The sequence below is a fragment of the Bradyrhizobium sp. 155 genome, assembly GCF_023101105.1.
Taxonomy (GTDB): Bacteria; Pseudomonadota; Alphaproteobacteria; order Rhizobiales; family Xanthobacteraceae; genus Bradyrhizobium; species Bradyrhizobium canariense_D.
The window spans coordinates 1,219,011-1,232,066 of sequence record NZ_CP064704.1 but is presented as its reverse complement, the minus strand read 5'-3'; the positions used below and the strand labels follow the sequence as shown (position 1 = coordinate 1,232,066).

The 13,056-nt window shown below is 65.5% G+C and carries 12 protein-coding genes; 5 read left to right on the top strand and 7 right to left on the bottom strand.

The window, feature by feature from the left end; all coding sequences use genetic code 11:
• Positions 1 to 101: 101 nt before the first annotated feature.
• Positions 102 to 710 carry a LemA family protein gene (locus tag IVA93_RS06020; RefSeq protein ID WP_018453665.1) on the bottom strand — a complete coding sequence of 203 codons (609 nt, stop codon included), beginning with the start codon at positions 708 to 710 and terminating at the stop codon, positions 102 to 104.
• Positions 711 to 894: 184 nt separating this feature from the next.
• On the opposite strand from IVA93_RS06020, the gene IVA93_RS06015 reads away from it, so the two are divergent.
• The 3 genes from IVA93_RS06015 to IVA93_RS06005 are packed head-to-tail and all read left to right on the top strand — an operon-like array spanning position 895 to position 4,115.
• Positions 895 to 1,749: an enoyl-CoA hydratase gene (locus IVA93_RS06015; RefSeq protein WP_018453664.1), complete on the top strand. Its 855-nt coding sequence runs from the start codon at positions 895 to 897 to the stop codon at positions 1,747 to 1,749.
• 5 nt (positions 1,750 to 1,754) lie between these two features.
• Positions 1,755 to 2,903 (top strand): acyl-CoA dehydrogenase family protein, encoded by a 1,149-nt coding sequence (locus IVA93_RS06010; RefSeq protein ID WP_018453663.1) that lies wholly within the window; start codon positions 1,755 to 1,757, stop codon positions 2,901 to 2,903.
• Between the two features lie 15 nt (positions 2,904 to 2,918).
• The gene (locus IVA93_RS06005) at positions 2,919 to 4,115 is read left to right on the top strand and encodes an acyl-CoA dehydrogenase family protein (protein WP_018453662.1); all 1,197 of its coding nucleotides are present in this window, start codon (positions 2,919 to 2,921) and stop codon (positions 4,113 to 4,115) included.
• A 107-nt stretch (positions 4,116 to 4,222) separates the two neighbouring features.
• On the opposite strand, the gene IVA93_RS06000 is transcribed toward IVA93_RS06005, so the two are convergent.
• The 4 genes from IVA93_RS06000 to IVA93_RS05985 form a co-directional block, all read right to left on the bottom strand.
• Positions 4,223 to 6,547 carry a xanthine dehydrogenase family protein molybdopterin-binding subunit gene (locus IVA93_RS06000; protein ID WP_018453661.1) on the bottom strand — a complete coding sequence of 775 codons (2,325 nt, stop codon included), beginning with the start codon at positions 6,545 to 6,547 and terminating at the stop codon, positions 4,223 to 4,225.
• A 124-nt stretch (positions 6,548 to 6,671) separates the two neighbouring features.
• Entirely contained in the window at positions 6,672 to 7,757 is a 1,086-nt protein-coding gene (locus IVA93_RS05995; RefSeq protein ID WP_018453660.1) for a S1C family serine protease, read from the bottom strand.
• Positions 7,758 to 7,925: 168 nt separating this feature from the next.
• Positions 7,926 to 8,801, bottom strand: coding sequence for a dihydrodipicolinate synthase family protein (locus tag IVA93_RS05990; protein WP_018453659.1), 876 nt, complete (start codon positions 8,799 to 8,801; stop codon positions 7,926 to 7,928).
• A gap of 63 nt (positions 8,802 to 8,864) precedes the next feature.
• Entirely contained in the window at positions 8,865 to 9,830 is a 966-nt protein-coding gene (locus IVA93_RS05985) for a VOC family protein (RefSeq protein WP_018453658.1), read from the bottom strand.
• Between the two features lie 201 nt (positions 9,831 to 10,031).
• Here IVA93_RS05985 and IVA93_RS05980 point away from each other — a divergent pair, with 201 nt between their 5' ends.
• Together IVA93_RS05980 and IVA93_RS05975 are read left to right on the top strand one after the other, a co-directional pair.
• Positions 10,032 to 10,898, top strand: coding sequence for a S1C family serine protease (locus IVA93_RS05980; RefSeq protein WP_018453657.1), 867 nt, complete (start codon positions 10,032 to 10,034; stop codon positions 10,896 to 10,898).
• On the top strand, positions 10,895 to 11,266 hold the full coding sequence (locus IVA93_RS05975; protein WP_018453656.1) for a response regulator transcription factor: 372 nt from the start codon (positions 10,895 to 10,897) through the stop codon (positions 11,264 to 11,266). Before IVA93_RS05980 ends, IVA93_RS05975 begins: the two co-directional genes overlap by 4 nt.
• Here the strand turns inward: IVA93_RS05975 and IVA93_RS05970 are convergent.
• Entirely contained in the window at positions 11,263 to 12,336 is a 1,074-nt protein-coding gene (locus IVA93_RS05970; RefSeq protein WP_018453655.1) for a sensor histidine kinase, read from the bottom strand. The genes IVA93_RS05975 and IVA93_RS05970 overlap by 4 nt on opposite strands.
• Positions 12,323 to 13,015 (bottom strand): response regulator transcription factor, encoded by a 693-nt coding sequence (locus tag IVA93_RS05965; RefSeq protein WP_247789710.1) that lies wholly within the window; start codon positions 13,013 to 13,015, stop codon positions 12,323 to 12,325. Before IVA93_RS05965 ends, IVA93_RS05970 begins: the two co-directional genes overlap by 14 nt.
• Positions 13,016 to 13,056: the final 41 nt, after the last annotated feature.

Here is a 13,056-nt window from a genome sequence, read left to right as displayed (position 1 = left end):
GAGGCAGCAGTGATTGAACCGTGAAGCCGCGGCGTACTGGATTCCCCGCTTTCGCGGGGAATGACGGTGGTGGGTGGGGCATGCATCGGGGTCGAAGGCACTTACTTCGACGGCGCGGGCGCCGGATTGAAATCGACCTTCGGCGCGGTCGAGATTTCCTTCTCGTTCGCGACCGTGAAGTTCGGCTTTTCCTTGTAGCCGAACATCATCGCCGTGACGTTGCTCGGGAACGAACGGATGGTGACGTTATAGTCCTGCACCGCCTTGATGTAGCGGTTGCGCGCCACCGTGATGCGGTTCTCGGTGCCTTCGAGCTGCGACATCAAATCCTTGAACAGCGCATCCGACTTGAGCTGGGGGTAGTTCTCGGTGACCACGAGCAGCCGCGACAGCGCGCCGGAGAGTTCGCCCTGGGCGGCCTGGAATTTCTGGAATGCGGCGGGATCGTTCAGCACCTCGGGCGTCGCCTGGATGCTGCCGACCTTGGCGCGGGCATTGGTGACGCCGAGCAGCACGTCCTTCTCCTGCTGCGCAAAACCCTTCACCGAGTTGACGAGGTTGGGCACGAGATCGGCGCGACGCTGATACTGGTTCACGACCTCGGACCAATTGGCCTTGATCTGCTCGTCCTCGCTCTGGATCGCGTTATAGCCGCAATTGGTGAGGCTCAACGAGGCCAGCGCCGCCAGCACGGTCAGGATCTTGCGCATCAAATTTCTCCCGGTGGAATCGGGCGCAAGCTACCAGATTGCGCGCGCGAGATGCCAGACATCTTGCGTCCCGGCCGTGGCCTGTGAAAAGCAGCCGATGTACGCAAGCCTCTTGCTTAATCCTGGCTGTAATAGTCAACTTGAGGGAACAATAATGCCAGGTCGGGAACGCCAGGGGAACGCGATGAGCTCGTTCGAGACCATCCTCGTGGAGAGGCCGGAGCCGGCGATTGCCCGGGTCGTGATGAACCGGCCCGACGCGCGCAACGCGCAGAACCTGCAAATGACCTACGATCTCAACGCCGCCTTCGACGAGGCGGTGCAGGACGACGCGGTCAAGGTGATCATTCTCGCCGGCAATGGTCCGCACTTCTCCTCAGGCCATGACCTGCGACCCGGCAGCAAGAATGAAGCGGGCGTGGATTTTCCGCCGATCGGAAATTGGGGCGGCTTCGCCGAAGCAAACGCCCATGGCCGCTTCGCGCGCGAGCAGGAGATCTATCTCCAGATCACCCGGCGCTGGCGCAACCTCGCCAAGCCGACCATTGCAGAGGTTCACGGCAAGTGCATCGCCGGCGGCCTGATGCTGGCCTGGGCCTGCGATCTCATCATCGCGAGTGACGATGCGCAGTTCTGCGATCCCGTGGTCACCATGGGTGTCTGCGGCGTCGAATGGTTCGTGCATCCCTGGGAGCTCGGCCCGCGCAAGGCCAAGGAATTTCTGTTCACGGCCGACGCATGGAGCGCGCAGGAGGCGCATCAACTCGGGATGGTCAACCGGGTCGTGCCGCGCGCAGAGCTGTCATCCGCCGTGCTGGCGCTGGCGCGCAAAATCGCGTCAAAACCGTCCTTTGCGCTGAAGCTGACCAAGGAAGCCGTGAATCGTTCGGTTGACGTGATGGGCCAACCGGCTGCAATCGACCAGGCCTTTGCGCTGCATCAGCTCTGTCACGCGCATAATCTTCAGGAATTCGGCATGATCGTCGATCCATCGGGCCTACACCCCTCCGTCCGCAAGCCGCCGGCCGCCGCGGAGTAGACAGGATGGATCTCAATCTCAGCGACGAGCAACGCCTGCTGCGCGAAAGCGCGGAGCGCTTCGTGGCCGAAAGCTACGATGCCGATCACCGCCGCAAGATGGCGAACGATCCGCTCGGCTTCAGTCCGGCGGTGTGGAAACAATTCGCAGAACTGGGCTGGCTGGCGCTGCCGATCGCGGAGGAGTGTGGCGGGCTCGGCGGCAGCGCGGTCGAGATCGGCATTTTGATGGAAGCCTTCGGCCGCGGGCTTGTGTCGGAGCCGTATATCGCGTCGGTCGTGCTTGGCGCCGCGTTGATCGAGCGATGCGGCAGCATGGCGCAGAAGCAGGCCATCCTGCCGAAGATCGCGGACGGATCGTTGAAGCTCGCGCTCGCGCATTCCGAGCGCGCGGCGCGGTTCGATCTTGCCAAGGTCGCAACCACCGCCCACAGCACGGCGCAAGGCTGGCGCCTGGCCGGTAGCAAGATTGCCGTGCTCGATGGCCACGCCGCCGACGAGATCATCGTCTCCGCGCATATCCATGATCATCAGGGCTCCTCCGGCCGCATTGGCCTGTTCCTGGTGCCGGCGACAACTCCGAGTGTTGCGATCTCCGACTACGAGCGCCTCGGCGGCGGGCGGGCCTGCAACATCGAGCTGTCGGACGTGCAACTGCCGGAGGATGCCTTGCTCGGCAACGGGCATGACGCGCTGCCGGCAATCGAATGGGCTGTTGATCGCGCCATGGCTGCGCTTGGCGCCGAGGCCGTCGGCATCATGCAGGTACTGCTGGATACCACGCTGGAGTACACAAAAATCCGGAAGCAATTCGGCCGGCCGCTCGCCGCCAACCAGGTGATCCGCCACCGCCTCGCCGACATGGCGGTCCAGGTCGACGAAGCGCGCTCGATGGCGTTGCGCGCCGCGCTGAAGCTCGACGCCGATCCGGTCGAGCGCGCGCGGGCCGCGTCGGGGGCGAAGGCGAAGATCGGCAGATCTGCGCGCTTCGTCGGCGAGCAGTCGATCCAGCTTCACGGCGGCACGGGCGTCACCGAGGAGCTCGAGGTCGGCGCTTATTTCAAGCGGCTGGTCGCGTTCGACACGTTGTTCGGCGGCAGCGCGCACCATTATGGCCGCCACGCCCTGCTTGGCCGCCCCACCGTGCCGGCCTGACACAAGGAGCGCATCATGGACCTGTCGTTCAATGCCGAGGAGCGCGCCTTCCAGGACGAGGTGCGCGACTTCATTGCCAGAAACCTCACCGAGGAGATGAAGCGCGCGACCGCGCTGACGCCGTCGGTGTTCTCCGACCCCGATATCGGCATGGCCTGGCAGCGCACGCTGCACAAGCAAGGCTGGGGCGCGCCGGGCTGGCCGGTCGAGCATGGCGGGCCGGATTGGACCCCGGCGCAGCGCTGGATCTTCGAGACTGAAAGCGCGCGGGCCGGCGTGCCCAATGTCAATGTGATGGGCGTGAAGATGGTCGGGCCCGTCATCATCGGTTTCGGCTCGCCCGAGCAGAAGAACTTCTACCTGCCGCGCATTCTGTCCGGTGAGGATTATTGGTGCCAAGGCTATTCCGAGCCAGGCTCCGGCTCCGACCTCTCCTCGCTGAAGACGCGCGCGGTGCGCGATGGCGACGACTACGTCATCAACGGCACCAAGATCTGGACCACGCATGCCCACCACGCCAACCGCATGTTCGCGCTGGTGCGCACCAGCGACGGCCCGCGGCAGCAGGACGGCATCAGCTTCATCCTGATCGACATGAAGACGCCGGGCATCACGACGCGCCCGATCCTCACCATCGGCGGCGACCACGAGGTCAACCAGGTATTCTTCGACGATGTGCGCGTTCCCGTGGCAAACCGCGTCGGTGAGGAAGGCAAGGGCTGGACCTACGGCAAGTATCTGCTCGAGTTCGAGCGCGGCTCCGGCATTGCGTCGGCAAAATTGCGCGAAGGGCTGAAGGCGATCGCGGAGCTCGCCGAGTCCGACTTGACGGGCCGCGCGATCGACAGTCCTGACATCGCGACGCGCATCTCGGAGGTCGAGGTCGATATCGACGCGCTGGAGATGACCGAGCTGCGCGTGCTGTCGGCGCTGCAGACCGGACAGAATCCCGGTGCGGTGTCGTCGATCCTGAAGCTGCGCAACAGCGAGATCCGTCAGGCCGTGACCCGGCTCGGCGCCGACGTCATCGGCCATGACGCCCTCGCGGTCGAGCCGATGCGCCCGCTCTACAAGCTCAACCACGAGCCGGCGATGCCGGAGGAGATGCTGACGGTGATGCCGGAATATCTCAACGGCCGCGCCTATACGATCTTCGGCGGCACCTCGGAGATCCAGCGCGATATTATTGCGAAGATGATGTTGGGGATCTGAGGGGCACTGGCGCTACATTCTCACTGTCGTCCCGGTCTCACTGTCGTCCCGGCGAAGGCCGGGACGACGAGTTGGATTTGTGGCGACAGCCAGCACGACAATGGCCGCTAACCGCCCACCTTCGCATCCCGGATCGCCTGCCAGATCTTCTGCGGCGTCAGGGGCGTGTTGAGCTGGGTGATGCCGAGCTCGGCGAGCGCATCCATCACGCCGTTGGTGACGCAAGGGGGGCCACCGATGGCGCCGGATTCGCCGCAGCCCTTGGCGCCGAGCGGATTGGTGCGACAGGGCGCGGAATCGTCGAGCGTCACCACGATCGGCGGAACGTCGTCGGCGCGCGGGATGCAATAGTCCTGGTAGCTCGCGGTGAGCAGCTGGCCGTCGGCATCATAGGACACCCCCTCATACAGCGCCTGGCCGATACCCTGCGCCACGCCGCCATGGATCTGGCCGGTGACCAGCATCGGGTTTACGGCGACACCGACGTCGTCCACGGTGGTGTAGCGCACGACCTTGGAGACGCCGGTCTCGGGATCGATCTCGACCTCGCAGATATGGGTGCCGTTCGGCCAGCTCGGACCATCGACCTCGCCTTCGGAATCGACGCTGAGCTTTGCGCCGCCTTCCTTCTCGGCCAGATCGAACAGGCTGATGCGGCGGTCGGTGCCGACCACCGTGAGCATGCCGCCCTGGTATTCGATGTCCTCGATCGAGGTCTCCAGCACGTTCGCCGCCTTCTCACGCGCCTTCTGAATCAGATCGTTGGAGGAGACAGCGACCGCCGTGCCGCCGACGAACAGCGAACGCGACCCGACGCTGCCGAAGCCCGTCGCCAGATCGGTATCGCCCTGGACCACGTCGATCTTGTCCATGGCAATGCCGAGCGTGTCGGAGATCATCTGCGTGTAAGTGGTCTGCAACCCCTGCCCCATCGCCATGGTGCCGGAATGCAGGACGACGCGGCCCTGCGCGGTCGCGTGCAGGCTGACCTTCTCGGTGTGGGCGCGGCCGCCGGTCCACTCGATATAGGAGGTGAGCCCGCGGCCGTAGAGCAGGCCCTTCTTCTTCGCCGCCTTCTTGCGCGCGGCAAAGCCGTCCCAATCCGCAAGCTTCACGGCGCGATCGAGCATGTGCGCGAAGGCGCCGGAATCGTAAACCTGCCCCGCAGCATTCGTATAGGGCAGTTGCGCCGGCTTGATGTAATTCGCTTTCCGGATCGCGCGCGGATCCATGCCGATTTTTCGTGCAGCCGCGTCGAACAGGCGCTCGACGATGAACACGGCCTCCGGGCGGCCTGCACCGCGATAAGCGCCGACCGGCGCGGTGTGGGTCATCACCGACTTCACCTCGAAATGTACCAGCGGCAAATCGTAGACGCCGGTCTGCACGAACGGCCCCAGCACCAGCGGGATGATGTTGGCCGCGCCTGAGGAATACGCGCCGGTGCAGCCGATCGAGCTGACGCGGTAGGCCAGCACCTTGCCCTTCTCGTCGAGCGCGAAGGAAGCTGTCGAGGTAAGATCGCGGCCGTGGGTGCCACCGACGAATTCGTCGGTGCGGTCGCCGCGCCAGCGGATCTTCCTGTTCAGCTTGGTCGCGGCATAGGCGACTATGCCGTCCTCGGGATAGAGGTTGGTCTTCTGGCCAAAGCCGCCGCCGATATCGCCGACCAGCACGCGAACGCTGTCCTTGGGACGCTTCAGCACGGCCTCGGCCAGCACGTCGCGGGTCGAGGCGGGCGTCTGCGACTGCACATGCAGCAGAAGGCGGCCGGACGTCTTGTCGATCTCGGCAATGGTCGAGCGCGGCTCCATGGCCGACGGCACGAGGCGCTGGCTGACGAGATCTAGCACGACGGTATGCGCCGCGCTGGCAAAAGCCTCGTCCACCTTGGCGGCATCGCCGTAAGCCATCGCGCCGACGATGTTGTCGGGTGCCTCCGGCCACACCACGGGCGCGCCGGGCTTGACCGCCTCGACCGGATCGACCACCGCCGGCTGCACGTCATATTCGACCACGATCGCTTCGGCTGCGCTCTGCGCGTCAGCACGCGAGGAGGCCACCACGGCGGCCACCGCCTCGCCGGCATAGCGCACGATGTCGTGCGCCAGCAGGCGGCGTGGCGGCACCGTCATCGGCTTGCCGTCGGGACGCTTGAAGATGCTCAAGGTCGGGATGACGCCGATGTCGTCCTTGACGAGGTCGGCGCCGGTGTACACCGCGGTCACGCCGGGCATCGCAGTGGCGGCGCCGGTGTCGATCGAGACGATCTTCGCGTGGGCATGCGGCGAGCGCAGCAGGTACAACCACAGCGCGCCATCTTCCGGCTTGTCGTCGATGAACTGCCCCTTCCCGGTGAGCAGTCGCTGATCTTCCAAACGCTTGACGGGCTGCCCCGCTCCGAAACGCAAATTGCCGGGAAGAATGTTCATTCCACCATGTCCTTGAAACCCAGAAAACGACCGCGGGGGTTTTAGCCGATTTTGCGGTCGATACAACCGAGCCGCGGCACATCTGCATTGCGTGTCACGCCCGCTTTGGCCGCAGATTGCCGGGTCAGGAGCGCTCTATGTCGATGATGCCCACATTGATATCACGGGTGTCCGAATCCCGCTTTACCGTGAGGCGAACGGTCTTACCGGCACCGGCCTGCTCGAGCGCATCAGTCAGGTCGGAGAGCCGCCGCACCGGCTTGCCTTCCACCGCGGTGATGATGTCTCCGACCGTTCCAGTCGACAAGTTGACACCGCGAATCCCCGCCTGTTCCGCAGGGCTGCCGGGGGCTGTCCGGACCACGATCACCCCTTGGACGCCAAGCCGCGTCGACACATCCTCGCTGGCGGCGACGATGCCGATGCCGGGCGTCGGCACGCGGCCATTGCGAATGAGCTCGGGGACAATCCGGTTCACGACGTCCACCGGCACCGCGAAACCGATGCCCGCATTCGAGCCGGACGGCGATATGATCGCAGTCGTGACGCCGATCAGCCGGCCGGCGGAGTCCAGCAGCGGCCCGCCTGAATTGCCCGGGTTGATTGCGGCATCCGTCTGGATGACATTGGCAATCTCCCGGCCGCCATGGGTCGGAAGCCTCCGCTTGAGGGCACTGATGATGCCGCTCGTCATCGACTGATCTAGCCCGAAAGGATTGCCGATCGCAAACGCGGATTGCCCGACTTTCAGGTCGGTCGAGCTGCCGAGAGCCACCTGCGGTGGAAGCTCGCGCACGCTGCGGATCCGCAGGACCGCAAGATCGTAATTGGGGGCGGTGCCGATCAGATCAACCCGAGCCACCTCTCCCGACGCAAAGCGCACCGCGATCTCGCCGCCATTGGCCACGACATGGTTGTTCGTGACGAGATGCCCGTCGCGGTCCCAGACAAATCCCGTGCCGGAAGCGCCGCCCTGCCCCTCCTCTCCCATGACAGGAGTAGCGGCCGATCTCACCGCAACCTGGACAACCGAGGGCGACACTCGTTCGAAGATGTCGATGGTGGCCCTTTCGGCCTCGGACAGCGGACCACGTTGCTCGACGGCGCGCGCGGAGGGGGTTGTCCATGGCGCATGCTGGACCTTCACGGCAGTTACCACGAGCAGCAGGGCGGCAAAAGCCGCCGCAATGATTGCGTAGCGACGATTCATCAGTGATCACCGTGTCGTATGCTGAAGACGATCTCTCGAATGCACATGCCGGGAGGTGACAGAGCCAGCTCACGCAGCAACGTCGAAAATGAATGGAAGTTTCTCGAATCGGGCAGCTAAGGACGGTTCCGCTGCCCGTGCCGGGGCCCATTGCCGCGTGACAAACCGCTACGCCAGCTCCCGCAATGCCGCTTCTACGACCTTGCGCGCATCGGCGGTGAGAGCGGCCTGCGGCGGGACAGGATCGCCGACGTCGTACCCCTGGATGGCCAAGCCGGCCTTGATGCAGGCCGCCAGGTTGAAGCGGGCAAAAGCTTCGTTGATGCGCCACAGCCTGCGCTGGAGCGCCATCGCCTCGTCCCAGCGGCCGGCCTTGCAGAGGTCGTAGAGCGCGACGCTCTGGCGCGGAATGATGCAGGCGGGGCCCGCCATCCAGCCGAGGCCGCCGATCAGCATCACCGCGGCCGGGATATGGGCGGAGGCGGAGAACACCCGCAAGGCATCGCCGCAGCGGTTCATGATCGAGAGCAGCCGGCCGGTGTTGGTCGAGGCGTCCTTGATGTAGCCGATGCGCGGATGTTCGGCGAGGCGCGCGATGATTTCGAGGGTGAGATCGGAGCGCTGGAATTGCGGATTGGTATAGATGACGACGGGGATGTCCACGGCATCCGCGATGGCGCGGAAATAGGATTCGATCTGGGCGTCGGCGAGCGGGAAATACGCTTCCAGGATCGCCAGAATGCCGTCGGCGCCGAGCTTCTGATACGCCTTCGCCTGCGCCACCGCATCTGCCGTCGAGGTGGAGGCGACGCCCGCGACAACAGGCACACGTCCCCTTGCCGCCTCGATCGTGGTCTGCACGACCGCGGTGCGTTGGGCGGCGTTGAGATAGGCGAACTCGCCGGTCGAGCCGAGCGGGGTCAGACCGTGGACGCCCGCGCCGATCAGATCGTCGCAGAGCTTTGCGAGGACGTTCGTCCGCACCGCGCCATCGGCAGCGACGGGAGAGACGAGATAAGGGAAGACGCCGCGAAAATCGGACATGTCAGGTGTGAATCCCGGAAACTGGCTAGCGCCTGACGGTCTTACCAACGCTCGTGCCGGCGATCAAATCCTGATCAGCCGCACCCGCGTGCCCCAGGGATCGATCGCCTCAACGCCGTCCGCTAGCGCCGTGACTTTCGCGCCGCCCTTGCGCAGGCGCTCTTCCTGCGCGGCGAGCAGATCCTGCTTAGCTGTCACCAGCGAGAACCAGGCGAGCCCCGTTGCCTGATCGTCGCGTTGGCCGGCGCCCTGGCTCTGCCAGACGTTCATGCCGAGGTGATGATGGTAGCGTCCCGACGACAGGAACGCGGCGCCGTTGCGGCTGCGGGTCGGGTCGAGTCCGATCGTGCCGTGGTAGAAATTCTGCGCCTGCGCGAGGTCGCCGACGCGCAGATGCATGTGGCCGATGCGCATTCCGTCCGGTGCCTTGGCATAATCAGGCACGCGCGTATTGGTCAGCGACAGCAGGTCGGGAATGTCGAGCTCGTCGGCCGCCATCTTCACGTTGCCTTCGCTCCACTGCCATTGCGAGGGATCGCGGTCGGCATAGACCTCGATGCCGTTGCCTTCGGGATCGTCGAGATAGACGGATTCGCTGACGAGATGATCGGCAAAGCCCGACAGCGGCACGCGATGCGAAGCGGCTGCTACCAGCCAGCGGGCCAAGTCCTTGCGGGTCGGCATCAGGAAGGCGGTGTGATAGAGGCCGGCGGCGTTGCGCGGCTCGATCTCGGCATCAGGACGGGCCTCCAGCACCAGCAGCGCGATGCCGGCCGTGCCGAGCTTGGCGGCGCTCGCCGAGCGTTCCATCACGGTGAGCCCGATCACGTCGCGGTAGTAGTTCGCAACCTTGTCGAGATTCTTCACCCGGAGCGTCACCATGCCGACGCGCATCGGCGTGCGGCTGGCATAGGTCGGACCGCCGCCCTGCGGTGTGCCCTCGGCGCGCGCCGCGCCCGCAGCCGCCATTGCGAGCGAGCTGGCGCCGGCGAGTTGAAGCAGGGTGCGGCGGGTAAGGTCGATGGTCATCAATCAGGGCTCGCAAAAAGGCTTGAGGCCGTACGGCACAAGGTCGAGCCGATTGCTACACGTTCCCGTGAGCGGCTCCAATCACATGTTCGTCGGCCGTGCTCTTACGGACCAGCTTCCCTGCTTATTTCCTGGCCATGCGGCCAGTTACGCGATCGCCCGCGACATCCCAGATTGAGGACAGCTTTACAGGAGCCTGCCATGACCGACTCAACTCCCCTGACTTCGCTGTCGTCCGCGCTCGCGGATATGGTGTCCCGCACCGCGCCGTCCGTCGTCGCCGTCCATTCGCATCGTTCCCGCGCCACCGGCTTCGTCTGGAAACCCGGCCTGATCGTCACCGCCGACGAGGCGCTGGCCGACGAGGGCGACGTCGAGATCGGCCTCCCCGACGGCAGCACCGCGGCCGCCACGATCGCCGGCCGCGACCATACGACGGATATCGCACTGCTGCGCGCCGATACGGCGATTGCCCCGGTCAAGCTGGCCACAATTGTGCCGCCCCTTGGCGCGTTGTCGGTCGTCGTCGCCACCAACCGCGATACGCCGAGCGCCGCGCTCGCGATGGTGTCGCAGTCCGGCAAGAGCTGGCGCTCCCTGCGCGGCGGCGACATCGACGCGCGGATCGAGCTCGACGTCCGCTTGCGCTCCAGCCAGCAGGGCGGCCTCGCGCTCGACGCATCGGGCGAAGCCTTCGGCATGGCCGTGCTCGGCCCGAGGCGTGTGCTAGTGATCCCGACAGCGACGATCGAGCGGGTCGCGGCCCAGTTAGAGGCGCGCGGCCGCATCGCACGCGGATATCTCGGCCTCGGGCTGCAGCCGGTCCGGCTCGACGACGGCGTCGGCGCGATGGTGATGAATGTCGACAAGGCCGGCCCTTCGGCGGCGGCCGGCATCCGCCAGGGCGACGTCATCGTCGCGGTCAACGACCAGAAGCTGTCCGGCGTGCGCGCGCTGTCGCGGACGCTGGGTCCGGCGAGCGTGGGCGCGGTGGTCGATATCGCGGCGCGCCGCGGCGGCGAGCCGGTCAGCTTCAAGGTCACGATCGGCGAGAGGCCGGCGGCGTGAGCGAGGACATCGCGCCCGAGATCGTGTTGGCTTTGGAGATCGACGATCCCGCCCTCGCCGATCGCCTGGCTGCTCTGCTCGGCAATATCGCCGGGCTTCGCCTCGCCGAACCCGGCGAGAAAGCCGTCGCGACGATTGTCACTCGCGATCCGCGCATCATGCCTGAGGACATTGCGCTGACGCAGCGTGAGCTCGACGTGCTGGCGTTGATGGCGGAAGGCGGCTCCAACAAGATGATCGCGCGTCAGCTCGGCATTTCCGTCCACACGGTGAAATTCCATGTCGGCTCGCTGCTCGACAAGCTTGACGCTACCGGCCGCACCGATGCGGTGGCACATGCGGCCCGCCGCGGCGTGATCGAGCTCTAGGTCGGGTGCGGCGGGAAGCTGAGCTGGACCGTCAGGCCCGGCGCGTTGTCGTGCAGGGCAATCTCGGCACCATGGAGGCGAGCGACCGCGGCGACCAGGCTTAAGCCAAGGCCGTTACCCGGGGTGTAGCGGCTCTGCTCGAGCCGGTAGAAGCGTTTGAACACGTGATCGCGCTGATCCGCCGGAATGCCCGGGCCGTCGTCGGCGATCGCGATCGTCGCACCGCCGTCGGTGCTGCTGCAGGTGACGGTCACCTGCCCGCCTTTGCAGCCGTGCTTGATCGCGTTGTCGACGAGATTGGCGATAGCGTCGAACAGCAGGTCGCGATCGCCAATAATCGCCACCTCGCGATCGCCGCCGAGGCTGAGCCGCGTCGCAACCTGTTCGGCGGCGGCATCGTAGAGCTCGACGACCTCGCCGGCGATTTCGGCGAGATTGAGGGTGCGAAACGCACTACGGCGGGCGCGGGTCTCGATCTCCGAGATGCGCGTGATGGAGGCGAACATGCCGAGCACGGCGTCGAGATCGGCGATGGTGTCACCGATCAGCGCCGCGTCGGCCTCGCCATTGCGCGAGGCGTGATAAGCCTTTTCCAGCCGACCCCGCATGCGCGTCAGCGGCGTACGCAAATCATGGGCGACGTTGTCGCTGACCTGCTTGACCTCTCCCATCAAAGTCTCGATGCGGTCGAGCATCTGGTTGAGGTTTTCGGCGACCCGGTCCCATTCGTCGTGACTGCCGCGCAAGGGAATGCGCTGGTCGAGGCCCGACATCATGATGGCGCGGCTGGTGGCGTTGATCTCCTCGATCCGCCCGACCGTGCGGCGCGTCACCAGCACCGCGGCGAGCCCGGCGAGCACCAGCATCAGCACGGCGACAGCGGCCATTGCGAGCTCGATCATCGCGGTGAAGCCGCTGTGGTCGCCGGCATCGCCGACACGGCTCTGCACATAGGCGATCGTGCCGAAATAGACATAGGCCATGATCGCCGCGACGATCAGCCCGAACGCCGCGATCGCGATCAGCGCAAGGCGGAAGGTCGAGGAGCGGAGCGTTTTAGCCAGGAGCACGGAGACAATATCCGATGCCGCGGATGGTGTGGATCAGCGGATAGGCCTGGGCATCATCGACCTTGCGACGGACGCGTCCGACATAGACGTCGATGATGTTGGTGGAGGGATCGAAATGCAGATCCCAGACATGCTGGAGCAGCATCGCACGCGAGACGACGCGGCCCTCGTTGCGGACCAGATATTGGAGTAATTGGAATTCCCGCGGCAACAGCGGAATCTTCCGGCCGCGGCGGCTCGCGCTGCGTGCGATCAGGTCGATGGCGAGATCGCCGACCCGCAGGATCGTCTCCTTGGCGACGGTGTCGCTGCGCCGGCCGAGTGCCTCCAGCCGCGCCAGCAATTCGGTGAAGGAGAACGGCTTGACGAGATAATCGTCGCCGCCGGCCCGCAAGCCGCGCACGCGGTCGTCGACCTCGCCAAGTGCGGAAATGATTAGGAACGGCGCGGCGATGCCGTCGTCGCGCAACTGGCGCATCACGCTGATGCCGTCGATATCGGGCAGCATGCGGTCGATGGTGATCACGGCATAGTCGCGCGCGGCGCCGTGGCTGAGCGCTTCGCGCCCGGTGGCGGCGAGATCGACGTCGTAGCCGGAAGTCGTCAGCTCCTCGACGAGCTGGCCTGCGGTTTCCGCGTCGTCCTCGACGACCAGAATGCGGCGGTGAGCTCCGGTCATGACAAACTCCGCGCGACGATCGCCACCAGACTATCCCGTTC